The sequence below is a fragment of the Pseudomonas sp. TJI-51 genome (assembly GCF_000190455.2).
Taxonomy (GTDB): Bacteria; Pseudomonadota; Gammaproteobacteria; order Pseudomonadales; family Pseudomonadaceae; genus Aquipseudomonas; species Aquipseudomonas juntendi.
In genome coordinates, this window is record NZ_AEWE02000020.1 from 19,150 (window position 1) to 43,743 (window position 24,594).

A 24,594-nucleotide genomic window follows, 5' to 3' on the forward strand; every position below is an offset into this window, starting at 1 on the left:
GCAATTACTGTTTGCATATACAGTAATCCAGCAATCGCTGCGCGACTAGCGTCGGTTAGACAAAAGGCGTTTCCAGGAGCTGACAGTCCCTGAGATTTCCGCCTATAGTACCCTAACAGATATATGCTTTAGTTAGGGCAAAACTATGCAAGTGCTCGAAAAAGAAAGGCTGTTACAGATCTATGAAGAGGAGATAGAGGCCGCGTATGCCGAGCTTCTTGATGCGTTTATGAACATGCTGACGCTTGGGGTAGGGGATCCCAGGTCTATGGCTGGTCGATGCGGCGCACGGGTTGCTGCAGCGCACAAGCGGTGCAAGCGAGGATTAGTGTTTTCCGAGCTGGTGATTGCTCGTGATGCTGGCTTGGACATCACCCCTACAGTTGCTGAGCACGTGTGTGAACGGCTAATCGGCCGTGGGGTAGATTTCCGAAAGGCGCTAACTTTCTTTGGTACGCCTGGCCGTACCGCAGCGCAAAAATCTGGCGTGGTCCAGGAAGACATGGCCAGTATTGAAGCGCAGCTGTCTCCGCAGGTGAGTTTGCTCATATACGAGATGACGGTGATCCGTGAGCGCCACAAGGAAGAGTACGTCGACCGCGTCGAGGCCGCGGTCAAAGAGCTCCAAGGAAATTCAGGAGCCTAATAAATAGATGCGTTAGTTAGCCTAAAACATATATGTTTTAGGCTATAAATGGGCAACCGTCGCGCTAGGGAGGACAGGCTTCACACGATCAGTCTCTTGCGGCGCTGGGCGACAGCTTGTCTGGAGCAGCCTGCGCGGCGTGCAATCTCCGCGTTACTTGTGGTCGGGAGAAGATGATCGAAATCTTCCAGCTTTTGCCCTTGGCGGGGTTCGTAAATATCCACTTTCAATAGCCGTCGCCGGCGGCCAATTTCGTACGCAGTGACGCAGAATATTTTTGCCAGGGCTACGTCCGACATAGTGCCCAAGAGCGGGTCATAGGGTTTGCTGATCGTTTTGTCGTCCGCATATGGTGGGATGCCTTTATTGGCCCGACGGATCTGGACCGCATTAGTAGTCGTGCCCGCCAGGTAGGCCACAATGCGGTCGTAGCATTGGCCAAGAAGCCAGTCGTAGGGTTCGATCTTGGAATATTTGGGCATCGCTGCTTCCAGGCTGGATGTGACCGGTTGAAGTGCTTGAAGACGCGCACGGTAGCGCAGTAGAAGAAACTTAGCCTAATACATATATGTGTTAGCTATGCCGCCGCGCCATTGCCTTCACATAAAAGTATGTACATACGTACGTACGCATATTATCATTTGTGCATTCTCACCAGGTAATCGGAGGCTGGAATGTACGACGCAGTGATCGCCAAAGAAGCGTGCTCCCTTGGGCACGCTACACATTCCCATGAGCGCCACCATGCTGATCAATGATGGGCAGCACCGGCGCCTGGCTATCGAAATGGCACTGCGCAACGACGAGACGCTGCGCCATGAAACGGCGCCGGTACAGATTCACTTTGACCAAGGCCTGCAGCGCTCTCAACAGATCTTTGCTGACATCAACAGCAAGGCGGTGAAGCCGTCCAGCGCGATCAATGCGCTGTATGATCATCGCAATCCATACAACACCTGGCTCCAGGATCTCCTCACACAGCTTCCTGCGATCAAGCGCAAGATCGACTTCGAGAACGGTACTCCGGGCATGCGTTCGTCCAAGCTCTGGAGCCTGATTGCCTTCAAAAAATTCGTGACACTGCTTACGGGGCTCAGTGAGAAAACTATCACTGGCCTGAGTGATGATGAGCTAATGGACTGCGCCGATCTTGTGCGTGAGTTCCTCGAAGGTTGTGAGAAGTACATCCCCCAGTGGGGCAATATGGTTTCCGGCAAGATCGCTGCCTCGGATGTGCGTGAGAATTTCGTCATTGGACACGCGGTCTTCCTGGAGGCGCTTGGGACGTTCGGTCGTGAAGCGCTGTTTTACGGTACGCATCTATCGCCTCAAGAGAAGAGCGCCAAGGTCATTGATCCAGGCAAGGCCAAGTGGCATGTGTTGAGACCGCTCGAGGCGCTTCAACCGTCAAAGAGCGACGGCATGTGGGAGAATCGGTGCGTGGTATTGGGCAAAATGCAGAAGACGGTCGACGGGACCAAAGCCACTGCCGCTCAGCTGCTTTCGATTGCCAACATTCCTATGCCGGAATCGCTGGCCGAATTGCACCAGCGCATCATCAAGTGAGTACACCGCAGCGAGGCGCGTAGGCGCCTCGATCACACTTCAAGGAGATCGATATGTCTGTAGGAACTGAAAGGCTGATACCGGTTGGTACTGCGCTGGTGGCTGTAGTCGCTGCGGCTTTCACGCACGGTGTGCTGCAGTTGCTACCGGAAGTAAGCTTTGCCGCACACGCCTGGATGATGCTCGGGGTGCTGATTGCGGTCGGCATACTCGGGACAGGTCTCTGGTGCGAGACCCAGCCTGATGGTATTGGAATGATCACTGCCGTAGGTGTTCTACCGCTGGCAGTTGGGTCGATCTGGGGAGGGCTTTGGCCTGGGATGACAGAGTGGGGAGCGGTCGGCCTTGCGTTTCCAGGGCAGACGCCACCGGTTGCTTGGTGGGCCTCGAGCGCGGTGAAGTGGGTAGGGCTCGCAGCGATTCTGGGTGGCGGGTACTACTGGCTGTATCGGAAAAATTTCCACTAATCCCGGGATGGATTGTTCGCGGAGGAACTCATGGAACTTGAAATCAGCACCCTTCAGAAGACAGCCCAGAACTGGCGCGATAGCAACCAATGCAATCAGGGAGGAATCGTCCTGGTCTGGCAGGGGACCGTATACGGTTGGAAAAATGAGTTGCGCGACCCTCAGCATGAGCAGCCAGGCGCTATCGCAGTGGACCCTGCCGGTCAGGTGTTCATCGCTGAAGGGGGGGATGCCTACAACGGTGCCACGCACTGGTCGCCAGTATGAAGGAGCTCGAAGAAATGGAGAGGATGTGGCTCGCGGCCGATACCGCCAGGAAAGTTGCGATCCGTGCTGCGCTACGCGACCGGATGCTTTGGCGGGACCAGCTGGTCAATGTCGTTTGCGGTGCAATCAAGGCTGTTTGCATTACGGTTGCACTCGGAATGGTGATTGAGCGAATCGGCTTGCCTGGGGACATCTCTCAAACGTTCGCAATTTATGTTACCGGCCCGTTTCTGGCTTTCAATCCATGGGCAATCTTCTGGCGCAATCTGTTCCGTGAACGTGCGAACGCGGCGTTTGATGATGCCCTGGAGAATCCGCGTCAATATTTGACCTTGTAGGTCGGCGAATCCTCCGGCCGCTGGCCACGCCGATCGTAAAGGCGCGTCGTGCTGATATTGGAATGTCCCAGCCAGGTCTGGACCTTCGCGATATCAGCCTCGTGCTCCAAAGCATTGGTTGCGGCAGTAGCCCGCAGCCCATGCACACCAAGGCCAGCCACCGCAATGCCGGCCGTTTTGGCCCAAAACCCGATGATCGAATAAATACCGTTGGCCAGCAAACGCGCCCCTGGGGTCCGTCCGCGAACAGAGCGAAACAATGGGCCCGTGGTCCGCTCGCCATCCGCTTCCAGGTATTGGTGGATCCGCTCTGCAGCCACTGGATGGAGTGGCAGGTAGCGCACCTTGCGACCTTTGCCATGCACCTTCAAATGACGAACGCCGCGGCGTTCCTGCAGGTCGTCGACATCCAACATAGCTGCCTCCTCACGACGCAATCCGTGGTATAGGAGAACCGCCAGCAGGGCTCGATCGCGAAGCCCCTTCACGCTATCCAGATCTGGAGCATCAAGTAGTGCCTTGGCCTGGTCGTCGCCCAGCGCCGGCGTTTTACCTTCATTGCTTTCATTCGGAGGCCGCTTGACGCCATGGACGGGATTGCCTCCCGCCACAGCGTTGCTGTCCAGCAGGTGATCAAACAGGCTGGTCAACGCAGCAAGCTTTCGCCGGATGGTTGCGGCGGACAACACTCTGCGCTCGAGGTCAGCTCGCCAAGCTAGAACATGGGCGCGTTGAACCTCTCTGAACTGGTCCGGATGGACAATGCCCACGAAAGCGGTGAAATCGCCGATATCGATGCTGTAGGCACGGCGGGTCTGCGGGTTATCAATGTTGGCCAACCACTCGGTAGCAGCTGGCACCTCAGATAGAGCCAGGTACTGCGCTTCAGTGAGTTTGCCAGGCTGCCTGGTTATCTGAATGTCTTTCATCAACGCATCCGCCGTCGTCTATTAGGCGTGCTGGTATCTACAGGATCGACAGGCTTAGCGTTCAGTAATCGCTCCCACCGTTGAGTTTCCGCATCCATCTCATCTTCACCACGGATTTCAGCGGCAATGGAGCCACCAGACTTTGCCAAGGCGGATTTTGCCTTCGACCAAAAGCCTAGTGCAGATCCCCAGACATGAACCGGCACGATCGGAACCCGGTGCTGTTCATGAAGCACTTTTAAAGTGGCCAGGCCATGGCCATTTGCGCGGTGCTGATCGTCCACATCAATCTTGTGAACGTACACGCGGTCGAGGATCGGGTTCAAACCGTATTCGATACTACCCACGCGCGTAGCGCCGGCATAAATGCCGGCGTAAATGGTCGGAGACGGATAACCAAATTGGAGCGGGTGCGAACTCTCCCGTTCAGTCACTAACTGAACGGATTGTTCGAGCTTGGTCGTTTTTGGGGATTTCCGGCGCGTGTGTTCGAAAAAATCACGCAGAGGGTCAAACCAGTCCACAAAACCTCTCCCTGTCCAAAATTGGTGATAACGTATTTTATCACCAATTTATGAACGCGGGAGGAGGGAGGCTATGCAGCGCTCAAGCGCGCTTGAAATGCTTCCATTTCTTTCATTGTGCTGATGTCTGGCACAAGCCTTGGACACAGGTTGAGCTGGGCAGAGATGTAGGCCAGGGTCCGAACACGGTCAACCGAGGTGTTCATTGCTTTTGCTACTCGTTTGGCTGCACCTGGTCGATTCAGGGCGCAATGCGCGGCTTCCAAGATTTCGGCAAGCAGGTCTTCATCGAGCTGTCTAAGCATGTCTTTCAAGTCCATAGGGTCCATCCTTCAGTGATCGGGCATCAAATGCCCTACAGGGCGGCAATTTCCGCATTCATGACGCAGGCCAGATCCGGGCCCAGCTGACGACGAATACGAGCAATCGAGGTGTCACTAGGAGGCGCTTTATAGAAGGAGAATTCTGGTGAGTTCGAATGCTGCAGGACGATCAGATGAGTCTTGCCGAGACGTTTCAATCTCCGCAGCTGGGCAACTTCATCGATCATCTGGGTGATGGCCATGTCGAGCCATTCTGGCGTTTCAGTTGGCTCATCCATAGCGTGCCCTTGGAAGGTCAATTGAAGTTGGTAGCCTTGCGCTTTCAACTGCGCAACCAAGTTCGTTTGCTGAGCATAATCGATTTCAACCCGCGTCATGCCGCCATCGCCATTGTTGGATACAAGCCCAAGCATTTTTTTGTGGAGATACACTTTGCAGGACCACGCGAGGCCTCTGGAGGCCTCAGCTTCCTTGTAGCCCTTGATGTCCAGGCCGACACTGCGATACGCCTTGATGTTTGAGTACGCTTCCATAATTGACCTCCGTATTGACGTAGAGTCATTACACATCCTAATTCCGTATAGTATGTATCATACGGAATAAATGGGCCAAAAAAAATAATGGCCCACTTGTCATAGTACAAACCCCAGGGAAAGCAACGATAAGGCCAGCAATAGCCCCAGCAACAAGACCGACCTGATTGTAGGTTTTTGATATATGAATGTTGCTCCGAATAACTCAGCAGCGATAATGGGGAGTAGCCACCCGACGGGGGCATTGAGGATTATCGTGACGATATTGAAGAGTGGTCCCCTTGCCGAGCCAATTTGAGCCCAATAAGGAACCTGCCCGCTGCCAAGCACAAACCCGACAGTCATGCACAAGCCGGCAAAACAGAGAAGCGCGAATAAAACGAATCCCCAGGCTCTCCATCGAGCGGCATCAGCAACTTTCAGCGCAACAGCTTGACTAGCTTCGCTTACAGCAACGGACAATGTAGAGAGCGCCTTTTTTGTTTCTGCGTCTGCCATCTCGGCGAACAATGACTTATGCTTGTCAACTTGTTTGTCAACCTGCCTGGCAATCAGCTCTGGATACTTTGCATACATCGTGTCGTAGGACTGCAAGGCCATTAAGATTAGCCAGAGCGAATCATTATTATGCAGATTCAATGCATTTTTAACCCTATAGAGATCCTGCACCTCTTTATCAGAGGCTTGCCTCCCTAAGAGTTTCTCGAAAGCTACCTCAATATCATCCATTGATAACCTCCCCCATCACCTTATTCACATCGCGACGCCACCTGGTCAGTTCAGCGCGATTTCCGATTGGTAATTCTTTCAAAGCTTTTCCGATCGAAAGTCGTTTGCTGTACAAATCATCACTCACCCGATCGGCCAAGTCTGGCAGCATCAGTGACTTTCCGCCTGCGCCCTCGATGCTTTCCCTGATGTTTGAATTGTTGTAAAGCTCAAACTTGATTTCATCACCGAAGTAAGCATTTCGGATAACATGAGTAGTTGATCCTGGCAGCGCTTCTCGATATTCCTTGAGCAGTTCCAGACTGTCTCGCTGTCGGTTGATCACCCAGAGAGTGATGAGTTTCCGGTTCAGTTCACCGAGCGTGCTGTTCAACGTTTCTCCGTACGCAGCTACGCCTTTATTGTTCCGTGCTGCTGTGTTGACTACCACAACGTGATCGCGGAATTCGTCGCAGACGTTGACCAGGTCAATCCAGCCGTTTGCGTCGTCCAGATCAATCAGCCTGCACTCTATTTCGTCTTTATACATCTTCCAAACATCTGGATTGGAGGTATCCGATTCAATCAGCAAGACCTTGAATCCAGCTTGGATCAAAGTGTCAACCAAACCTATCGTAGTGAAGCTTTTGCCTACGCCTCCTTTGCCACCACCGCTGACGTAGATTTGACCAACCTGGGTAGTCGATTTTTCTTTCATAGGGTTGCTCCTCAAATGTCATCCGTATCTGTTTTCGGTTGGAAACCGGGATTCCCATCTCGTGTTACCCCGGTTGTTACCTGACGTACACCCTGAGCCGCCTTCGCGCCGGCCTGAGTGGATTTTTCTTTCCCGCCTTGGCGATCCTCGCCGGAAGACTTAACCCGGGCTTTTGGCGTGCGCCGGGTTTTGCCTTTCACAGAACCCCTCGCCCTAGTGAGATAGCTTTTCAGCGTTGTCTCAGAAATTTGCATTCCACCTGCAGTCAAAATTTCGGAAATCTTCGCCAGGCTGTAGCCGCGTGATTGCAGCTCTTTTATCGATCCTTGCATCATCTCGACTGCTTTCAGCTTTGAGACCGGCTTGTCCGGTTGTTCTACCTCTGGCAGGTTTTCGAGATCGCCCATGAGCTTCTCGATTTGCGAAATGGTGAATCCCATTTTGCCGTCCCCCTAACGTCCTCTATGCCCTGATTCTATGGGCATCCCTTGCGTAGTCAAGTTCCGTACGATAGCCTTGATACGAAACTAGGTCTACAGTTTTGGACAGGGTAGGGTTTGTACTCCCGCCATAAATGGCGTCCGTCCAACCGGCATCGCTGACAGTCGTTTCACTCCCTTGCGATGCCTACCACCCTGCTCAGGGCTGCGCCCCGAGACCCCTTGGAACACCTGAGGATCCTGCTTATGAGTACCAGTGAGCAAAGGCGTCGCACCGGTCGGCTACCACCTATCCGGTGCTTCGAGGATGAAGAGGAAATCGTCCGTGACAAGGCGAAGGACTGCGGCCAGAGCGTGGGTCAATTCATGCTCGCAGCTGCGCTTGGGAGACGTACCAGGTCTAAGGTGGAGGGGCATATCCTCAACGAACTGCGGAGGCTCGGAGGCCTCCAGAAACACTTGTTCAATGAAGGCGGTGGGAAGCTTTCAAAAGAGTACGCACAGATCCTGGTGGCGTTGAAAGCTGCTATCGAAAGGATCGGTTCGTAATGCTTGCGAAGGTTCCACCGAAACGGGCCGATGGGAGCTCAAGCTTCTCGGCGTTGGTCGACTACGCGACAGAACGTGACGAAGAAAAGGAGACACAAACGGATGAGCTCAATCCAGGCCACACCCGAAGAGACGACTCAATTCTTGAGTCTGCTCGAGAACATATCGAAAGAGCAGCAGACCGTTTGCGAGAGATTGGACGAATTGATGCTGCAACTCAAAATGCCATCCGAGAACGTGCTCGAAGTATTGGAATTGCTCTTGATTCCAATTGGCGTCGATATCAACAGGATCAACACCCAGTTCCAGTCCGCATTGACGAGCCTGGACCCATCACAGAACGAGGGGTAAGCGCTGATGGACATGAAAGCCGTCTTGCCGTTGCTCAGCACCATCTTGCAGCAGCAGCAAACCATCTCCGACAAGCTGTTAGAAATCATCCTGACTTTGCGGCAAGAGCAAGATCCCGTGGAGCCAACCTTGCGTTTCATGCTGCAGCCGCTCAAAGAAGGGATGCAGGAGATGAGCTCAATGCTATCGCCGAGCTCGAATCCGGACTCCTCCTCGGAGCACCAGTAAGGGAAGTTACACGTTCCGGTGTATCCTGCCAGCACAACTGCTTGAGCTTGGCGACAGCCGCGGCAGAAATGAAAGCAGTCGCGGCTCAAAATTCACGTGTTAAGGATCCTGTTTACCATGTCATCTTGAGCTGGCCGCAATCAGAGAAACCAACTGATGATCAAGCTTTCGATTGTGCTCTGCATGCAATGGATGCGGTCGGTATGGCGGAGCACCAGTATGTGTTTGCTATCCATCATGACACGGACAATGTTCACTTACACATGACGGTGAATCGGGTTCACCCCGATTCGTATAACGCGGTGTACCCGGATAGAGATTATTTTAAGCTCGATTATGCAATGCGAGAGCTTGAGCTTCGCTATGGTTGGACTCATGACAATGGTCCCTACAGTGTCAAAGACAAAAAGGGCTCGCCTGAAATTGCCTGGTCAGCGCCTAAACCCAAATTTCAAGGTAAACAGCCTACTCGTGCTGCGGATATGGAACGTCATCTTGACCAGGAAAGTCTGCACACTTATTCTCGCGGTGAACCTCGCGATGCAATTGCAACGCTTCTGAAAAAGAAAAGCCTTACCTGGCAGAAACTGCACGCGGAACTAGCGCGATTTGGGTTGGGGATCAAACCCAAAGGTCGCGGCATGGGTATTTATTCGCTTGAAGAACAGAGCTTGGTGCCTATCAAAGCAAGCGACATGCACGAGGCCTTGTCTAAGGCTCGATTGGAAAAGCGTCTTGGTGACTATGAGGAGCGTAAAGTTACACAAGAGCTGATGGCTCTTATGAGTTACGAAAAATTCGCAAGCCCACGACGGAATCCCGAAGATCGTCAGCAGCGCCGCACAGAGCGAGCTAATTTGCGCAGGGCACTACGTGCCCGATACGAAGCCTATCGGACAAAATTTGTATATCGCCGAGTTGATAAAGAGTGGGTCAAGCAACAATTCAAACGCGTACGCGATGACTCCAGACAGCAGCGCCTGGATATCAAATTGCGTATTAAAAATCCAAAGGATCGAAAAGCATTTTACAGTATCTTGGCGTTCGAGACACTAAGAGCTAGAGAGGAACTGAAAACTAAGATTTCAAAAATGCGCGCAGATTTAAAGAATGATCCTTCTAATAAAAGGCTCAGTTATCGTGAATGGGTTGAGCAAGAAGCAGCCACCGGTGATCCAGGGGCAATCAGTCAGCTGCGAGGTTTCACATATGGCGAGAAACGCGCAGCGAAGGCTGAAGGAGCTAACGGTTTCGAATTTGCCCGGGATCTCGATCCTAAATATCAGTCGATCGATGGAATGCTCGGTGTAGTTAGGAGAAACGGCACAGTCATTTACCGGCGGGCCGCTGGCGATCCGGGATTTGTAGACCTTGGCGGCCAGTTCAACTTCCCTGGCCAAGCGGTAGACAGTGAGCTGATCACCCGCGCCTTACGCGCGATGCCGAACACGGCACCACCTGGTCCGTTGCGGATCACCGGCAGTGCCGAATTTAAGCGCTCGCTGATCGAGGCTTTGGTCGATGAACGATACAGCGGTGCGCTAGCAGATCCAGAGCTCGAAAAATTGCTTCGTGAGCTCAAGGCCGAGCGGGACGCACAGCAGAGGTCAAGAAGCGGCCCGCGGGGGGGATAGTGTTTGCTTGTGCTCATTCCGTATTATAGTATCTATACGAAATCAACGGAGGGTTTGATAATGGCCAACACACGTTACCCACTGGCACTGGTTGCCTTGGCTCTTGCCCTTGGGGGCTGCGCATCGAAGAAACCGGACGAATCGGCCCAGCAGCTGATCGACCAACAGATCCTCGAAGCGTCGCAACGCATTGAGATGGCTCAGGCCGACCTATATCAGCAGGGCGCGATTAATAGCCGCGTGGTGATGCGCCTTCCGTCGACCATCGTGGACGACAAGCAGCGTGTGTCGCTCAAGTGGCAGGGCGATGCAGTCGAACTGTTAGCAGCCTTGGCTCGGGATCGTGGGCTTGAGTTCTCGTTCATGGGCGTGCGTATGCCGCTGCCGGTCGACATCGATGTAAACAAGGTGCCCTACAACACCTTGATGCTGATGATTCGCTCCCAAGTTGGCTACCGCGCCAATGTGACCCAGACGCCCGGGAAGTTGGAACTTCATTACAACCGGCCTCAGGCCTGAGCTGGAGGTACGCTATGAAGCGGATTTTCGCATTGTTGCCTCTGATGGTTTCGCTTGCTGTCCATGCGGGTGAAACCCCCGAGCTTGATGCCAGCGGGCAGACAAGCGCTCCAGTCGTTGAAACGGCACCGCCTGATCTCGACTCGTTGCTGAAACCACAGTCAAAAGCGACCACCAAGGTCACCGACATTCGCAATCAATTGCTGACCGACATGGGTAACACTGTCGGCTTCCGCGGCGGTATGGCAGCTCGAGCTCGTGAGCTGGTTGATGGCCTTAACGCACGATCGCCGTCACTCGATGCAATGTTCAAGTTCGCTCCCATGATCGCTAAGAACGGCACGCTTCCACCAGTTATCGTAGAAGCCCGGGACGTTGCTGCGTTCTCTCAAGACCAGGTCCGAACAGCGAATCGCGTCTACAAAATTGAGCGGGAGGAACGGTTTGTGAGTGTTCCCCCTACTTGGCGTGACTACCTCTATGTTGGCCTGCCTCTGAATGCCAGTGTTGAACTGCCCGACTTCGAAGCACGCCCTCAAGACAGTGACGAGGCTGAAATCTGGGAGGTAGCAGTCCGTAAAGGTTGGGACGATGGTTACAAACAAGCGGACGCTATCCTCGCCGCCAATTTCAATCGTTTGACCCGCGATTACCTCGGCATGCACCTCTATTCCTCTCTTCTGCAGAACGACATGATCAGCTCGACCAGCGTGGCTGAAAGCCAGCAGACTGTTACGGGTGATGGTAAGCAAATGATGCTTGGCGACAAATTGCGTCGCGTAACCGGCCGTGCGACGTTCGAGACTGATCCTAAAAAATGGCGCCCTACGGTCAAAACGCAGTACCGGCAGACCGGTGATGGTGCGACCAAGTGACGAGTCCAATATTCGATCCGTACAATTTCGAGGGCGACTTGTCTCCCGATAATTTCATGCGCTTTCTGAAGCTGTGTGCGGATCGGGGGGTGTCTGACATTCTCGTACAAGGCGGCGACTACATTTGGGTCGAGCTGCATGGACGGCAACTGAAAGCGTCAACGACGACAATCAAGCAAGGTCAGCTATCACCGTTGATGGCGTCGGCTTGGTCCGCTGAAATTGAAAGCATGATCAAGCAGGGTGATGAGGGTGTTGACCGTGCCTTGGAGCTGGCTGGAGAAGAGTTTGGGCTGGCTCGGGGTACCACGCTTCGCTTTCGGACCAACTTTGTTCAAGCGCGCATAGCCAGCATCGATGAGGCTTATTCGATCACCATGCGGGTGATTCCGTCGGATCTGCCTGATATCGATAAAATGGGAATCGAGCCCGACTTGATCCGGGGCTGCTACGCAGAAATGGGCCTGGTTCTGGTCTGCGGACCCACTGGGTCTGGAAAAACAACTTTCCTCGCGGGCCTGTACAAGAAGGCAGGGACAGAAATGCCCGACCGGAAAGTGATCACCTATGAGGACCCCATCGAGTATGTACTTGGTGGTCCGCACTGGTTGGGACCGCAACCGTCGCAATCGCAACTGCGTAGAGACATTGGCGACTTCCCGAAAGCACTTCGGAATGCCATGCGTCGTAAACCCAGTATCATCGGTATCGGTGAAGCTCGGGACCGCGAGACGATCGAGGCAATGACTGAGGCTGGGCTGACTGGTCACTTATGCTTTGCCACCATGCACACCGAGTCTGTTGCTGAGACGATCAACCGTGCAATTCAAACCTATCCACCTGACCAGCAAGCCGGTATGGCTTCACGCCTGGCCGGTGCCTTACGTGTCATTCTGGTTCAACGCCTGCTCAAAACCACGGACGGCAAGCGAGCTGCGATCCGTGAGTACCTGGTGTTCGATCGTGAGGTGCGCAATGAACTACAGTCCCTTCCTTACACGGACTGGGGCCGGTTCATTCGGGGTTTACTGGAGAAGGCCGAGGCCACCCTGGATGACAAAGCCTGGCGTTTGTTCCAAGCGGATCGCATTGATGCTGGCGAGTTCATCAGCCTGGCCGGCGCTAAAGAGTTCAAGAAACGCTGGGAGTTGGAGGGTCTAAACCATGGCATCTAGCTGGAGAGGCGCATCAATCTCACCCAAGGCCTTCGGCATACCCTGCGGGGCTTATCTGCCGTTGATGGCCTGTCTGTATGTAGGGCATAAACCGTGGGTATGGATCACCGCAGTGATGATCATCGTCTGCTTCGGCGTCATGGCTCATATTGGGTGGACCCTGGATGTTTGCTGGAACAAGTTCCTGGGCTTCATGCGCGGAGGTCGGATCGTGTCACGGCCGTGGTGGTACAGGAACCGATTCAGAGATTAGAAAAAAACCGCCCTGAGAGGCGGTTTTTTGATGTCAGTCGTTCAGCGTGCTCGAGGACCTCGGTCCCTGCTGGCTTGTGCAGCCAATGGTGCAGCGTCGGTACTGGCTGGCCCTGGAGGTTCTAACGTGATCCGGATACCGGGGTTGAGGCGGCAAGTCGCCTCCTTGATTGCCGACCAGTGTTTATGGGGGAGCACTCCTACCGTCAATGGCTTCTCACTGAAGGCCACCTTGGCAGGATAGGCAATTACCTTCATATGTTCCCAGTCCGGAGCGGCCGTCAGTGTGCTCAACAACTCGGGGCGTTGCTGCAGCAATAGATGAGGCTTCGCCAATTCAGTCTTTGTCGGGGTCAAGCCTTCGCAGACCAACCTTTCCCGCAGAAGATCCTGCAGATCATCCATCATGCTCCTGGACATTCTGGCAAACGACACAAAGTCGTGGTTGGCCAGGTCCTCCGGCTTCATCATGAGTGGATTCTGCTTGTGATCAAGCTCCACCAGGAAATCGATAACAGTAAAATGGAGTCGGTTTTTGTCAGCGTACGCCCGAGCCGCCATAAAGCCGTCCTGCTTGCTCTGATACCCGTACAGTGCCGGGAACACGTCCCCAGGTTGCCCGTTGAGTAGCGCGCCGCAGTCCTTCAAGGCGATCGCCCGCGGCGCTGGGCCAGCGTAGAAGTAAACGCTGGAGAGCTCGATAATGTGCGAGTCTGTTTTCTCAGTCGTGCTCACCAATGCCACCTTTTGACCAACCCTGAATCAAGACCCTTTCCACCTTCTGTCGTTCACCTACCTTACTTACGACATCCTGCATCACGCGTTTGCACTGTTTAGGTGTCAAATCCATGCGCTTCAAGGCCTCAACCCACTTCATGACCGGCCGACCGGGCTTGCCATCATGAAGCATCAAGCGGTAAACCGAGGGTGGCGATCTACCAATAAGGGTGGCAAACGTATCTCGATCTTGAGGCGAATCTTGCAGTCCTAAATAGTCGTAAAAATCCTTGATATCCAACGGCGGTTGCACCGGTGAAGACTCAGGATGCGTTCTGTAGAGAAAAAGCAGCATAGCCACCACGGGGTCGTTGATCTGCTCAGCCGACTTATCCGGGCCTGTTAGCTCTTCCCACTTCGCTTTCTGCAGGCCAAAGGCGTCTGCAGCAGCAACCTTGGTCAGACCGTTCTCGATCCGCCATCTCTCCAAATCCGTCCCACAAATTGGCTGAATTTCATCAGTTCCAAAGGACATTTGATCCCCTCAAATGTAGCAGACGTAGCCCTCCTGGGCCTTAGGGCGCGGAGCTTCCCATTCCGCTGAATTTTGAATAATATACACAATACGAAATTTCAGCAGTCACGGTCCAGCCCAGAGCGACGCGCTTAACCCAACTTTACCCAGCCCCTCCACGGGGGGCTCAGGGCAACGGACTACCCCACCATCCGGAAGGAGGCAGGATTGCCATGAGCGAAGTAAGCGAAGCCTTGATGCAAGAGTTCCGCCAAGCTGTCTACGAGCGATTGAATTCGCCGCAGGCAACGGAGGCCTCTCCCCGTGAAGCGATCGAACGTCGTGCTAAGGCGTACCAAGCCTGGCTAAATAGCCAACCTTCCGAAGAAGAGGCTGCGGCCGTCCCTACTGCGTTGGTCAGACATTGGGTTGCTGCAGACCTGTCGTCATGGCGCTCAATTGACGCCAAGAATACAGCTGAAGCAGCAACTACCGTTTATCAGAATATTTTCGCATACGATACATATGCGGAATTGCTAAAGGAACTAGACCAGGCCCTTTACAGCGAAATTATTTCGCATTTGAGGGGGCATGAAGCATTCGGTAACGGTTTTGGCCGTGGAAACCCTGATTTAGATCAAGAAAGTGTTGATCAGGATCCAAAAATCCAGATTAGCGAGCTCTTGAAGGAGATCACCTACAAGGAGCGGCGCGATGGCAGCGTCCTCTATTCCCTGCATGACAGACCTATTTTCATCGACCATGGGCAGCAAATCCTCATGGTGGCTGAAGCAAAAGATGATGAGATGGCCATTCTCGCCGGCCTCTACATGGCGAAACAGAAGTTCGGTGGGTCTATCGAGCTCACTGGCAGTGAAGAGTTTAAGCGCCGGGCGATCGCGGTTCTGATCAAGCATGAGGTTCCGGTAGAACTCAATAACCCCGCACAAGAAGCTATTCGCCGCGAACTGCTCGGCTTGCCACCCATTGCAGCTGTACCAGACAAAGCCGCCGCGCAAACTGAAACGCCGAAACCGACCGAGGCAACCGCTGAGAAGGTGGGCACCTCCAGCGAAGAAACGGCATCACCTGCAGAACCGGCCGCAAATGATCCTACACCTGTGAATGCCCGTGAGGGTGTGATCGTAGATTTCGGCCCGGCGCCGTATCTTTTCGACAAGAAGCAAAGCAAAAGCTTCTACGTGAAGTTGCGCAATAGCGACGGAGAAGAGCGTGTTACCTGGGGGGTAGATCTGGCCCGAGTGTTCCGCGAGAACGAAATCGCAGCAGGCGATACCGTCACGTTGAATAACTTGGGTCGTAAGCAGGTGACGGTAGAGGTGCCGGTACGTGGCAGCGATGGCCGTGTCGAGCGTTACGAAGAAAAAACGGTTCATCGTAATGAGTGGGAAGCCGTTCTGCTTGCTAAAGCTGATCGTGAGCAGGCCCCCCCAGTCGAACCGTTGGCAGCTGAGTCCCTCACAGTTGCTGGACGCGATGCGAGATTCGTTGAGTCAATCGGTCTGCCTACAGGTGATATCAATGACTACCCTGATTTGCTGCCGTATCGGGCCGAGGATCACGCTATGGCAGTCATGTGGGAGCATGACAGCTCTCCGGAAGGACTGCGGACAATCGAAAGCTGCATGGCCGAGGCAAAATATCGCGCCGCGTTCCAAGCCAAGCTGGACAGTGAGCTCGGCAAGCTCAATACGCACTTCCGCGGGCAGATGGAAGCATCAGAGGGTTACGCCATAGCTAGAGAGCTGCTGGCAGACGCTGATAAGCAGTACGGGCCACTGCCCGAGCCTGGCAGCAATGAGTTTGACCGGATGTACCAGTTAGAGAATTGCTGGGATCCAGATGAAGTCATCGAAGCAATTGAACAGATAGATGCTGCTTATCTGGCCTCACTGAAAAATCATCAAGGCACAGATATCCCCCCTCGCTCCTCGACGGATTCAATTCCGACAGAAGTTTTGGAGTCGTTCACGCTGGATAGCTACAGCCAGTATCCCTATGACTCAGATACGACGCCTTCAGCTAGGTGGGAATTGCTGAACAGCGAGGCTGCTAAGCACGGCTACACCGCGAAAATTGGTCTAGTGAACGAATCGGAAAGGGTCGATGGTGTCACGTACTCCATTGCCTATTTCGACCGTGAAGGGCAACCGACCGGTATCCACACTGAATTGTGCGGGACGGGCAAGCTCGAGAGCGCTCCTGCAACCTTCCTTAATGGTCAGCGCATCCCCCAGCCAATGATCAACGATCCAGGCGCGGATATCGCCGTGCTTGCTGGTGCTATCTCCGAGTACGAGAAGTCCAGAACTCTGGACTGTACAGGAGAAGCTCCACAGGCTGCTGATGAAGTAGAACTGGGGGATTTAGCTGCAGCAGCGGTCGAGCAGCGACATTTCCAGGCAACTGAGGGAGTGCCATTTGGGGACTCCGATCTGCAACAGGCTGAGAACCTTGTTGCGGTAAACGCCGCCGCCTGGTGGCGAGATCAGTCTGAGGCCATCAGTACCTGGAGCAAGTCGCTGGAAGAGCTTGAGCACGATCTGGCCGCTCTTGGGCCAGAGCCTGCGACCGATCAGTACTACTGGTTCGACAAAACAGGCCGTCCTGTGCCGGCACCAGTGAACGAGTACGACTGGATCATGGCGAAAGCCTTTATCAAGGATGAGCATACCCCCGAATCCCAGATTGAAGGCTTTGGCGCTGGCCTTCAAGGCAGGTCGAGCAACTCCGGTGTACCCGGGGACATTACCGGCGCTTCAACCAGTGACTCAACCACTCCTCAGGAGGTTGGTATGGCAAACGCTGACAGCAATACGGGACAGAAACTCATCCTTCGCGGTGTGACCAAGCTGGATAACGATCAGTACGACACCACAGTGCTCCTGTACCAGGGCAGTGGGGATTACCTACAGGGATACGTGAAGGTCAACGGTGAGAAGCACCAGGTCCTTGCGTTCATCAATGAGCGTAACCCCGACCCAGGTACCGGTGAGATCAAGCCTAACTTTATCACCCTGTCCCAGCCGAACAACGATGGAAGCGACCAGAAGTGGACGCAGATCGGCTTCGGGAACGCGGTTAATCGCCGCGGCGACGGGAAAGCCGTTTACTTCGATGAGGTGCTTTTCAACGTTGATAACCAGATCCTCAAGGCAAAGGTTACCAAGCACGTTGATGAGGATATGCACCGCAAGCTGGGTTTCCTCGAGCAACGTAAAGAGCGGGAGAAATCAAGCGCTTCCCCAAAGCCCGAGGCTCTGACGGAGCCCGTCAAGCAACAGCCCAGCCCGGCGCAACCCGCTGTTAAATCCCGGGCACGAGCTTGATGCTCCTGGCCGTTGAATGTTCTTGGAGGACTGGTATGAAGACACTGACCCGCGCGTTACTCGTTGTGCTGCTCATGAGCTCGGCTGTGACAGCCCATGCTGCCACCTGCCGTAGCGGAGAAGCCGCGGTGCGTGGTGGTGAGGCCGGCCTGGCTCGAGATCAGGACGCGGCCGACACCAACCAAACGGCTGCTCAGACATCGTCAGACATTTTGGGCAAATGTGTCGGGGGGATCACCGGCATATTCAGCACCACCTCTTTCCCTGATCTGTCTGCCATCTGGCAAATGATCAAGGACAAGGTTTGCTCGATCGCCAGCTCCTCAGTAAACGGTGTGATTTCCGAGGTGAATGGACAGATCAACGGAGTCATGAGCGAGGTTAACGGGGCCGTAACTGATGCTGTCAATCAAACGGGCGTCAACGATACCGGCCTTGGCACCGTTGTCGGTAGCGGCGATACGCATATCAGCAACCCTGTAGAGGTCGGACACACCAGTGACGCGGCCGATTCGTCGACAAATTGGAATGAGGTTTGGAAATAAAAACCATCGAGCCCGCGGATTCGCGGGCTTTTGGTTTTCGGAGTGAAGAGTTACGGCCGGCGCGGCGGCGCTTAAGGAGGATCGGCCATGAGCGAAGTTTTTGTCAGCACGGTTCATCCGGCTATCGGAAGGTTGTACTGGGTATTCACATCCAATGCTGATTGCAATTACCCCGATCATTACAGCTTGACCGACTGGAGTGAGCTTGCGACTCGGTTTCCAAAAGGATGGCGAGATCATGACTACTACCACTGGCTGCATCGATCACATATCTCGAAGGTTTTCGAACCGGATGGTATGCGTACGGCCAAGTCATCTACCCAGCCCTGCAAAGCCAAGACATGGTGTGCACTTACATTTAAGTGGGCACCAGTTCTAGCCTTTTAAGCGGGTATTTCATGCAGCCAACACGCCGTTCCTATTCCAAATCCTTCAAAGCTCAGGTCATTCAAGAGTGTGCCCAGCCCGGTGCTTCGATTGCCAGCATCGCACTCAGCCATAACCTCAACGCAAACCTCGTCCACAAATGGATTCGCCTGCAAGCGCAGAAAAGCACGGCGCTGCAACCTGCATTTATTCCGTTACCCGTGCCGCTGGCAGGGGCGAAATCCCACACATCATCATCGAATATTTGCGTTGAAATACAGCACCCGCGTGGCACCGTCACAGTGAACTGGCCCACTGAAAATGCTGCTGCCTGCGCGACCTTTCTTCGAGACCTTCTGCGATGATTCGCATCGACTCCATCTGGCTCGCCACCGAGCCGATGGACATGCGCGCTGGTACCGAAACGGCATTAGCCAAGGTGATTGCGGTGTTCGGTGCGGCGCAGCCGCACTGTGCTTATCTTTTCGCCAACCGCCGCGCCAATCGCATGAAAGTGCTGGTGCATGACGGCTTCGGCATATGGCTGGCGGCGCGCCGGTTGAGCCAGGGCAAGTTCCACTGGCCAAGCATTCGTCATGGCTCTGAAATGCAGTTGGACACCGAGCAACTCCAAGCCTTGGTATTGGGCCTGCCATGGCAACGAGCAGGTTCCGGCGGCTCGATCACACTGCTTTAACGGCTGCCATTAGCCTATCGGTCTATCGCCGCGAAGCGCCTGCTCTGGCAAAATTCGGCGCATGACTTCTTCTCCCAATCTCGACCAAATGACTCCCGACCAACTGCGTGCCTTAGCTGCGCAATTGCTCTCGCAAGTCGAAACAATGGGTAAGACGGTCGAAACCATGGGCAAGAAGATCAACCGCGATCAGACGGTGATCGAGAAGCTGACCTTCGAAATTGCGCAGCTCAAGCGCTTGAAATTTGCCAAGCGCAGCGAGCAGATGAATCCTGAGCAGGCCAGTTTGCTCGATGACCTGATCGATACAGATATCGCAGCGATTGAAGCAGAGCTTCAGGCCTTGCAAACAGTGCCAGCGGCGACCGAGAAAAAGCAGAAGCCCAAGCGCACTGCATTGCCGGCTGAGTTTCCACGCACACTGATCCATCACGAACCTGACAACACTCACTGCCCATGCGGCTGCGCGCTGAAACGCATCGGTGAAGATGTCAGTGAGAAGTTGGATTACACACCGGGCGTGTTCACCGTCGAGCGTCATGTACGTGGCAAATGGGTCTGCGATGACTGCGAAACGCTTATCCAGGCACCGGTTCCGGCTCAGATCATCGACAAGGGCATCCCAACCGCTGGGCTGCTGGCCCACGTCATGATTGCCAAGTTTGCTGACCATTTACCGCTTTACCGTCAGGAATCGATCTTCGGTCGAGCGGGCCTGGCGATTCCACGCTCAACCTTGGCCGAATGGGTTGGCGTGACTGGGGTTCAGTTGCAGCCGCTGGTCGATGCGCTGCGCGAAGTGGTACTCGGGCAGCAGATTATTCATGCCGATGAAACACCCGTGCAAATGCTCATGCCGGGAACAAAGAAAACCCACCGTTCCTATGTTTGGGCCTACGCCACCAGCCAGTTCTCGGATGTGGCAGCGGTGGTTTATGACTTCAGCCCCAGCCGTGCCGGAGAGCATGCTCGCAACTTCCTGCAAGGCTGGAGGGGCAAGCTGGTCTGTGACGATTTTGGCGGTTACAAAGCCAGCTTCGAACTCGGCGTGACCGAAATCGGCTGCATGGCCCATGCACGGCGCAAATTCTTCGAGCTGCACGCTACGAATAAAAGCACGCTTGCTGAGCAAGCCCTGCGCTATATCCAGTTGTTGTACGAAATCGAGAGCGAAGTCCGCGATCTGGAGCCGGATTTACGGCGGCGAATACGGAAAGAAAAAGCCGTCCCGGTAATGGACATGCTACATGTCTGGATGAGCGCCCAGCGCGACCTTGTGCCCGAAGGCTCAGCCATCAGCAAAGCACTCGATTACAGCCTGAAACGCTGGGCAGCGCTGTCGCGCTACCTCGATGACGGGGCTGTACCCATAGACAACAATTGGGCAGAGAACCAGATCCGACCATGGGCTCTTGGACGCAAGAACTGGCTCTTCGCAGGGTCGCTACGCAGCGGAAAACGGGCGGCGGCGATCATGAGTTTGATCCAGTCTGCGCGGCTCAACGGTCATGATCCGTATGCCTATTTGAAGGACGTGCTCACACGCCTGCCGACGCAGCGGGCGAGTGAAATCGATCATTTGCTGCCGCATATTTGGCAACCGGTCTAATTGCGTAAGACGTGATGCTCGGATGCAAACGTTCAGTTGCGCCCAGTAAGCAGCGATGATGTCATATTGGACAAGCACGCTTATCGTGAGAAATTGGAACAGCCTTACGAGGTTGTGCCCGATACAGTTACATCAGAGCTCTTCCTTTGCCTCGGCGAACTGGCGCACGGCGTCGACTACTTGCCGTGCTCCGCTCTGAATTTCCTCTATCACAAAGCCGGCTTGGCTGACCAAATCGACGCCTTGATCGACCTTTTGGCGACTAGCCTGCATGCTCTCCACAGCATCCTGCGCTAGTTCATGGTTGCGCTTCACAACATCGACGATTTCCACGGTGGCCTGCGCCGTGCGGGCTGCAAGGTTTCGTACTTCATCGGCGACCACCGCAAAACCTCGGCCTTGTTCACCCGCCCTTGCAGCTTCGATAGCAGCATTTAGAGCAAGTAGGTTGGTCTGCTCGGCGATACCTCGGATGGTCTGCACGATGCTGCGGATCATCTCTGACTGCTGATTGACTGCAGTGATGCCTTCAGCCGCTCGTGAGAGCTCGGCTGCTATGCCTTGTACCACCTCGACCGTTTCACTAATGACCTTGGCACCATGGCGAGCGCTTCTGTCCGTCTGCTGGGATATATTGTAGGCGAGCGTGGCTGCATCGGATTCTGCCTGCTGCTGGCGCACTTGGGACGTAATATCACGGGCAAACTTAACTACTTTGTAAAGCCGGCCACTGGCATCGAATACCGGGTTGTAGGTTGCGCTCAGCCAGACGGTATCGCCATGCCGGTTGAGTCGCTGGAAGCGTCCAGAGAAGAACTCACCACGGTTCAGTCGCTCCCAGAAATCGCGGTATTCAGGAGAGTCCGCTTCACCTCGTGTGCAGAACATGCGGTGGTGCTTTCCCCGAATCTCATCCAGGCGATAGCCCATGGCCTGCTCGAAGTTTTCGTTGGCGTCGAGAACCTCACCTTTCAAGTTAAAGGAAATCGCAGCCATCGAGCGACTGATGGCCTGAACCATGCTGCTCTGCTCCTGCTCACGGATCACCTGAGTAGTAATGTCGGTGGCCAGCTTCAGCACGCCTTCGACGCGACCATCGGCGCCTCGGATAGGGTTGTAGCTGGCTTCGAGCCAGACCTCCAGGCCTTGCTTATTACGCCTCAGGAAACGTTCACGTATGTACTCGCCACCAGCCAGGCGCTGCCAGAACTTACGATAGTCGGCACTCGCCTGGTAATCAGGAAAACAGAAAATACGATGGTGCTGTCCGACGATCTCCTCCAGTCGGTAGCCCATGGTGGTAAGAAGGTTCTCATTGGCACCTATGATGGTGCCATCGGGTTTAAATTCAATTGTTGCCGTCGAACGGTCAACGGCCACGGCCCTTGCTTCTGCGGCCTGAAGCTTTTGCAGAGCCTCAGCCAAGGTCTGCTTGATTGCCTTGTTGAACATTGATTAGCCTTAGAGTGAATTTTACTATCGGACGAATGAGGAGAAGCCGTAAATCCCAATTCGAATGTTTAACTGATGCTTAAATCAGGTGATGTAGCGGGTCTGCAAATTGCACCAGCAAGCACCAACTTGAATCTATGGCTTGTGCAGTATCACGCTAGAGTCTTGGTCGCGCTTAAGCTTTCCAGCATCCTCTCTGCGCTCATCGGCTTGCCCAGCAGGTAACCTTGCAAAATGTCGCAACCCAACTCGGTAAGCATCTGTTGTTGTTCAGCGGTTTCCACACCCTCTGCAACGATCCTCAGCCCCAGCGTTTTACCGAGCGCTACTATGGCCGAAACGATAGCCGCGTCATCGTTACACTTAGCCAGCTCGGTGATAAAACCTCGGTCGATCTTCAGTTCGTTGGCTGGTAGGCGCTTAAGATAAAGCAGGCTGGAATAACCGGTACCAAAGTCGTCGATGGAGATATTCACGCCCAATGCTGCCAATTGATCAAGAGCAATCAAAGCAGCTTCAGCGTCCCGCATCGCCGTAGATTCGGTAACTTCCAGTGTCAGGAAACGGGGGGGCAGGCCACTGCTTTGCAGGGCATTGCGCACGACATCAACGAGCTTTGCATGGGCCAGTTGTACCGTCGAAATGTTGACCGCAATACTCCATTCGTCTTTACCTTCGCCTAACGCTTGCCATTCGGCCATCTGCCGGCACGCCTCATGGATTACCCAGCTACCGATTGGCACGATCAATCCAGTACGCTCTGCCAAGGGCAGGAAACGGACGGGCGGCACCAAGCCAAAACCTGGCTTGTTCCAACGCAGTAAAGCTTCAACGCCGATCATAGGGCCATTTGGGGCGAGCATCTTCGGCTGGAAGTGCAGGATAAATTCATTCCGATCCAGTGCGCACCGCAGATCCTGTTGCATTTCCAACTGCAGGTGAGCGTTAACGTTCATAGCTTTTTCAAAGAAGCAGTAGCCATCGCGGCCCTGCTCCTTGGCGTGGTACATAGCCGCATCGGCATTGACCATCAGCTCATGCTCGGTTAGGCCATTTTCTGGGAATATAGCGATACCGATGCTAGCGGACACATGCACTGTCTGCCGCCCAAGTACGTAAGGTAATCGAATATTTTCCACCAAGCGTTGCGCCAACATCGCAGCGTCTTCAGGTTCGCCGGGATCGATAAGCAGAACGAACTCGTCGCCTCCGAGGCGAGCCACCGTATCTTCGCCGCGTTTGGCGTCGTTGATTCGCTTTGCTACTTGCAGAAGCAACTGGTCGCCAGTGTGATGACCGTAAGTATCGTTAACAGCTTTGAAACCATCCAGATCCATGAAGAGTACGGCAAAGTGGCTCTTCTGCCTGATGGCTTTATGAATCGCTTGCTGAAGACGGTCGTTTAGGAGGATACGGTTAGGGAGGCGAGTAAGATTGTCGTGAAGAGCTAGCTGCACCAGTTCACTGTTTGCGAGGTCAAGGGAGCTGGCAAGTATGCTGGTGCGGACGTCAAGCATTGATACGATCAAGGCAATAGCGCAGACAGCCAGCGTGATCAGAATCACCAAAACCATTAGCCAGTTGCTATCAATGCCTGCATTGACCGCTCCGCACACGCTCCCGATAGGAAATTGGGCAGCCGCCATTCCGGTATAGTGCATTCCAACAATGGCACACCCCATAATTAACGAGGCGCCGATGCGTGTACGATTGATGTACTGACCTTCGCCACGCAGGCGGAAAGCGATCCACAAAGCCACGCCCGAAGCAAGGATAGCAATCAGCACCGATAGCGCGAACAAAGACGGAACGTATTCCACTACAGGATTCATCAGCAGCGCCGCCATTCCAACGTAGTGCATGGATGCAATTCCGATACCCATGAGCACCGCACCAAGCAGCAAACGCGGCAGTGGCATTTCCGTCTGGCATGCTAGCCACAAAGCAAAGGCGGAGGAGGCGATGGCGATCAACAACGATAAGCCAGTCAGCGTCGGGTCGTAACCCAGCTCGATGGGCAGTTGGAAGGCCAACATGCCAATAAAATGCATCGACCAGAGGCCCGTGCCCATGGCGGAAGATCCACCGGCAAGCCAAAGTGCCGATGCTTTGCCTTCGGTACGGGTGACTCGACCAGTCATGTCCAGCGCGGTATAAGACGCCAGGATCGCTACGGCGAAGGAAAACAGCACATACACGCTGTTATAGCTGCTTACTAGCATTGAAACCCCGAAGGTTGAATTTGGCTCCTCTGGGCCATCGGCGGCACGAGCAGTTTCTGAAGAGTACGCTTCATCCTATC

General features: G+C 54.2%; 28 protein-coding genes and 1 pseudogene. 16 read left to right on the plus strand and 13 right to left on the minus strand.

All coding sequences use genetic code 11. The features are described from left to right. The first annotated feature begins 145 nt into the window (after positions 1–145). Positions 146–646, plus strand: coding sequence for a hypothetical protein (locus G1E_RS05195; RefSeq protein ID WP_009682519.1), 501 nt, complete (start codon positions 146–148; stop codon positions 644–646). A gap of 80 nt (positions 647–726) precedes the next feature. Here G1E_RS05195 and G1E_RS05200 read toward each other — a convergent pair whose 3' ends face one another. Further along, entirely contained in the window at positions 727–1,128 is a 402-nt protein-coding gene (locus G1E_RS05200) for an AsnC family protein (protein ID WP_009682518.1), read from the minus strand. 229 nt (positions 1,129–1,357) lie between these two features. On the opposite strand from G1E_RS05200, the gene G1E_RS05205 reads away from it, so the two are divergent. From G1E_RS05205 to G1E_RS05220, 4 genes are read left to right on the plus strand one after another with little or no spacing between them, the layout of a single operon-like run. Continuing rightward, positions 1,358–2,212, plus strand: a complete 855-nt coding sequence (locus G1E_RS05205) for a DNA sulfur modification protein DndB (protein ID WP_255751494.1) — start codon at positions 1,358–1,360, stop codon at positions 2,210–2,212. A gap of 53 nt (positions 2,213–2,265) precedes the next feature. After that, positions 2,266–2,679 (plus strand): hypothetical protein, encoded by a 414-nt coding sequence (locus tag G1E_RS27030; protein ID WP_009682516.1) that lies wholly within the window; start codon positions 2,266–2,268, stop codon positions 2,677–2,679. Positions 2,680–2,709: 30 nt separating this feature from the next. Beyond that, positions 2,710–2,946 (plus strand): hypothetical protein, encoded by a 237-nt coding sequence (locus G1E_RS05215; RefSeq protein WP_009682515.1) that lies wholly within the window; start codon positions 2,710–2,712, stop codon positions 2,944–2,946. Then, the gene (locus G1E_RS05220) at positions 2,943–3,284 is read left to right on the plus strand and encodes a hypothetical protein (RefSeq protein ID WP_125854363.1); all 342 of its coding nucleotides are present in this window, start codon (positions 2,943–2,945) and stop codon (positions 3,282–3,284) included. Before G1E_RS05215 ends, G1E_RS05220 begins: the two co-directional genes overlap by 4 nt. Here G1E_RS05220 and G1E_RS05225 read toward each other — a convergent pair. From G1E_RS05225 to G1E_RS05255, 7 genes are all read right to left on the minus strand, one after another. Then, on the minus strand, positions 3,266–4,213 hold the full coding sequence (locus G1E_RS05225) for a tyrosine-type recombinase/integrase (RefSeq protein ID WP_009682513.1): 948 nt from the start codon (positions 4,211–4,213) through the stop codon (positions 3,266–3,268). The genes G1E_RS05220 and G1E_RS05225 overlap by 19 nt on opposite strands. Further along, a complete protein-coding gene (locus tag G1E_RS05230; protein ID WP_009682512.1) occupies positions 4,213–4,737 on the minus strand; it encodes a hypothetical protein in 525 nt (174 codons plus the stop codon). Before G1E_RS05230 ends, G1E_RS05225 begins: the two co-directional genes overlap by 1 nt. A gap of 71 nt (positions 4,738–4,808) precedes the next feature. Beyond that, the gene (locus G1E_RS05235) at positions 4,809–5,057 is read right to left on the minus strand and encodes a hypothetical protein (RefSeq protein WP_009682511.1); all 249 of its coding nucleotides are present in this window, start codon (positions 5,055–5,057) and stop codon (positions 4,809–4,811) included. Positions 5,058–5,092: 35 nt separating this feature from the next. After that, complete coding sequence (locus G1E_RS05240) at positions 5,093–5,593, minus strand: hypothetical protein (RefSeq protein ID WP_009682510.1); 501 nt, start codon at positions 5,591–5,593, stop codon at positions 5,093–5,095. A 99-nt stretch (positions 5,594–5,692) separates the two neighbouring features. Next, a complete protein-coding gene (locus G1E_RS05245) occupies positions 5,693–6,322 on the minus strand; it encodes a hypothetical protein (protein WP_009682509.1) in 630 nt (209 codons plus the stop codon). After that, the gene (locus G1E_RS05250) at positions 6,315–7,019 is read right to left on the minus strand and encodes a protein mobD (protein ID WP_009682508.1); all 705 of its coding nucleotides are present in this window, start codon (positions 7,017–7,019) and stop codon (positions 6,315–6,317) included. The genes G1E_RS05245 and G1E_RS05250 overlap by 8 nt, the downstream gene beginning before the upstream one ends. An 11-nt stretch (positions 7,020–7,030) precedes the next feature. Further along, complete coding sequence (locus G1E_RS05255) at positions 7,031–7,459, minus strand: hypothetical protein (protein WP_009682507.1); 429 nt, start codon at positions 7,457–7,459, stop codon at positions 7,031–7,033. A 246-nt stretch (positions 7,460–7,705) separates the two neighbouring features. Here G1E_RS05255 and mobA point away from each other — a divergent pair, with 246 nt between their 5' ends. From mobA to icmT, 6 genes are read left to right on the plus strand one after another with little or no spacing between them, the layout of a single operon-like run. Then, complete coding sequence (mobA, locus tag G1E_RS05260; RefSeq protein ID WP_009682506.1) at positions 7,706–8,008, plus strand: plasmid mobilization protein MobA; 303 nt, start codon at positions 7,706–7,708, stop codon at positions 8,006–8,008. Continuing rightward, a complete protein-coding gene (gene traI / locus G1E_RS05275) occupies positions 8,008–10,221 on the plus strand; it encodes a TraI/MobA(P) family conjugative relaxase (protein WP_193936644.1) in 2,214 nt (737 codons plus the stop codon). The genes mobA and traI overlap by 1 nt, the downstream gene beginning before the upstream one ends. A gap of 60 nt (positions 10,222–10,281) precedes the next feature. Continuing rightward, entirely contained in the window at positions 10,282–10,740 is a 459-nt protein-coding gene (locus G1E_RS05280; RefSeq protein ID WP_009682502.1) for a DotD/TraH family lipoprotein, read from the plus strand. A gap of 14 nt (positions 10,741–10,754) precedes the next feature. Next, positions 10,755–11,615: a type IV secretory system conjugative DNA transfer family protein gene (locus tag G1E_RS05285; RefSeq protein WP_009682501.1), complete on the plus strand. Its 861-nt coding sequence runs from the start codon at positions 10,755–10,757 to the stop codon at positions 11,613–11,615. Then, positions 11,612–12,790: a plasmid transfer ATPase TraJ gene (gene traJ / locus G1E_RS05290; RefSeq protein ID WP_009682500.1), complete on the plus strand. Its 1,179-nt coding sequence runs from the start codon at positions 11,612–11,614 to the stop codon at positions 12,788–12,790. Before G1E_RS05285 ends, traJ begins: the two co-directional genes overlap by 4 nt. After that, positions 12,780–13,043: an IcmT/TraK family protein gene (gene icmT, locus G1E_RS28940; RefSeq protein ID WP_033690317.1), complete on the plus strand. Its 264-nt coding sequence runs from the start codon at positions 12,780–12,782 to the stop codon at positions 13,041–13,043. Before traJ ends, icmT begins: the two co-directional genes overlap by 11 nt. A 41-nt stretch (positions 13,044–13,084) precedes the next feature. Here the strand turns inward: icmT and G1E_RS05300 are convergent, their stop codons facing one another. Continuing rightward, positions 13,085–13,777, minus strand: a complete 693-nt coding sequence (locus G1E_RS05300; RefSeq protein WP_009682498.1) for a hypothetical protein — start codon at positions 13,775–13,777, stop codon at positions 13,085–13,087. Further along, positions 13,764–14,294: a hypothetical protein gene (locus G1E_RS05305; protein WP_009682497.1), complete on the minus strand. Its 531-nt coding sequence runs from the start codon at positions 14,292–14,294 to the stop codon at positions 13,764–13,766. Before G1E_RS05305 ends, G1E_RS05300 begins: the two co-directional genes overlap by 14 nt. Positions 14,295–14,506: 212 nt before the next feature. On the opposite strand from G1E_RS05305, the gene G1E_RS05310 reads away from it, so the two are divergent. The 5 genes from G1E_RS05310 (at position 14,507) to G1E_RS05325 (ending at position 20,840) form a co-directional block, all read left to right on the plus strand. Further along, the gene (locus tag G1E_RS05310; RefSeq protein ID WP_009682496.1) at positions 14,507–17,623 is read left to right on the plus strand and encodes an LPD7 domain-containing protein; all 3,117 of its coding nucleotides are present in this window, start codon (positions 14,507–14,509) and stop codon (positions 17,621–17,623) included. A gap of 35 nt (positions 17,624–17,658) precedes the next feature. Then, the gene (locus G1E_RS05315) at positions 17,659–18,168 is read left to right on the plus strand and encodes a hypothetical protein (protein WP_009682495.1); all 510 of its coding nucleotides are present in this window, start codon (positions 17,659–17,661) and stop codon (positions 18,166–18,168) included. 398 nt (positions 18,169–18,566) lie between these two features. Then, positions 18,567–18,899, plus strand: coding sequence for a transposase (locus tag G1E_RS27290; protein ID WP_009682494.1), 333 nt, complete (start codon positions 18,567–18,569; stop codon positions 18,897–18,899). Continuing rightward, a complete protein-coding gene (gene tnpB, locus G1E_RS29180) occupies positions 18,896–19,231 on the plus strand; it encodes an IS66 family insertion sequence element accessory protein TnpB (protein WP_009682493.1) in 336 nt (111 codons plus the stop codon). Before G1E_RS27290 ends, tnpB begins: the two co-directional genes overlap by 4 nt. 61 nt (positions 19,232–19,292) lie before the next feature. Continuing rightward, positions 19,293–20,840, plus strand: coding sequence for an IS66 family transposase (locus G1E_RS05325; RefSeq protein ID WP_034128274.1), 1,548 nt, complete (start codon positions 19,293–19,295; stop codon positions 20,838–20,840). Positions 20,841–20,972: 132 nt separating this feature from the next. On the opposite strand, the gene G1E_RS30135 is transcribed toward G1E_RS05325, so the two are convergent. The 3 genes and pseudogenes from G1E_RS30135 to G1E_RS05335 form a co-directional block, all read right to left on the minus strand. Further along, positions 20,973–21,521, minus strand: a complete 549-nt coding sequence (locus tag G1E_RS30135; RefSeq protein ID WP_230633870.1) for a methyl-accepting chemotaxis protein — start codon at positions 21,519–21,521, stop codon at positions 20,973–20,975. After that, positions 21,516–22,292, minus strand: a pseudogene (locus G1E_RS30140) (PAS domain-containing protein); the annotation flags it as partial. The pseudogene G1E_RS30140 and the gene G1E_RS30135, both read right to left, overlap by 6 nt. A 152-nt stretch (positions 22,293–22,444) precedes the next feature. Beyond that, positions 22,445–24,514 (minus strand): bifunctional diguanylate cyclase/phosphodiesterase, encoded by a 2,070-nt coding sequence (locus G1E_RS05335; protein WP_033690316.1) that lies wholly within the window; start codon positions 24,512–24,514, stop codon positions 22,445–22,447. Positions 24,515–24,594 lie beyond the last annotated feature (80 nt).

Coding starts and splice junctions, on each gene's coding strand:
- G1E_RS05195 (WP_009682519.1), top strand. CDS start 146: ATGCAAGTGCTCGAAAAAGAAAGGCTGTTACAGATCTATGAAGAGGAG.
- G1E_RS05200 (WP_009682518.1), bottom strand. CDS start 1,128: ATGCCCAAATATTCCAAGATCGAACCCTACGACTGGCTTCTTGGCCAA.
- G1E_RS27030 (WP_009682516.1), top strand. CDS start 2,266: ATGTCTGTAGGAACTGAAAGGCTGATACCGGTTGGTACTGCGCTGGTG.
- G1E_RS05215 (WP_009682515.1), top strand. CDS start 2,710: ATGGAACTTGAAATCAGCACCCTTCAGAAGACAGCCCAGAACTGGCGC.
- G1E_RS05220 (WP_125854363.1), top strand. CDS start 2,943: ATGAAGGAGCTCGAAGAAATGGAGAGGATGTGGCTCGCGGCCGATACC.
- G1E_RS05225 (WP_009682513.1), bottom strand. CDS start 4,213: ATGAAAGACATTCAGATAACCAGGCAGCCTGGCAAACTCACTGAAGCG.
- G1E_RS05235 (WP_009682511.1), bottom strand. CDS start 5,057: ATGGACTTGAAAGACATGCTTAGACAGCTCGATGAAGACCTGCTTGCC.
- G1E_RS05240 (WP_009682510.1), bottom strand. CDS start 5,593: ATGGAAGCGTACTCAAACATCAAGGCGTATCGCAGTGTCGGCCTGGAC.
- G1E_RS05245 (WP_009682509.1), bottom strand. CDS start 6,322: ATGGATGATATTGAGGTAGCTTTCGAGAAACTCTTAGGGAGGCAAGCC.
- G1E_RS05250 (WP_009682508.1), bottom strand. CDS start 7,019: ATGAAAGAAAAATCGACTACCCAGGTTGGTCAAATCTACGTCAGCGGT.
- G1E_RS05255 (WP_009682507.1), bottom strand. CDS start 7,459: ATGGGATTCACCATTTCGCAAATCGAGAAGCTCATGGGCGATCTCGAA.
- mobA (WP_009682506.1), top strand. CDS start 7,706: ATGAGTACCAGTGAGCAAAGGCGTCGCACCGGTCGGCTACCACCTATC.
- traI (WP_193936644.1), top strand. CDS start 8,008: ATGCTTGCGAAGGTTCCACCGAAACGGGCCGATGGGAGCTCAAGCTTC.
- G1E_RS05280 (WP_009682502.1), top strand. CDS start 10,282: ATGGCCAACACACGTTACCCACTGGCACTGGTTGCCTTGGCTCTTGCC.
- G1E_RS05285 (WP_009682501.1), top strand. CDS start 10,755: ATGAAGCGGATTTTCGCATTGTTGCCTCTGATGGTTTCGCTTGCTGTC.
- icmT (WP_033690317.1), top strand. CDS start 12,780: ATGGCATCTAGCTGGAGAGGCGCATCAATCTCACCCAAGGCCTTCGGC.
- G1E_RS05305 (WP_009682497.1), bottom strand. CDS start 14,294: ATGTCCTTTGGAACTGATGAAATTCAGCCAATTTGTGGGACGGATTTG.
- G1E_RS05310 (WP_009682496.1), top strand. CDS start 14,507: ATGAGCGAAGTAAGCGAAGCCTTGATGCAAGAGTTCCGCCAAGCTGTC.
- G1E_RS05315 (WP_009682495.1), top strand. CDS start 17,659: ATGAAGACACTGACCCGCGCGTTACTCGTTGTGCTGCTCATGAGCTCG.
- G1E_RS27290 (WP_009682494.1), top strand. CDS start 18,567: ATGCAGCCAACACGCCGTTCCTATTCCAAATCCTTCAAAGCTCAGGTC.
- tnpB (WP_009682493.1), top strand. CDS start 18,896: ATGATTCGCATCGACTCCATCTGGCTCGCCACCGAGCCGATGGACATG.
- G1E_RS05325 (WP_034128274.1), top strand. CDS start 19,293: ATGACTTCTTCTCCCAATCTCGACCAAATGACTCCCGACCAACTGCGT.
- G1E_RS05335 (WP_033690316.1), bottom strand. CDS start 24,514: ATGCTAGTAAGCAGCTATAACAGCGTGTATGTGCTGTTTTCCTTCGCC.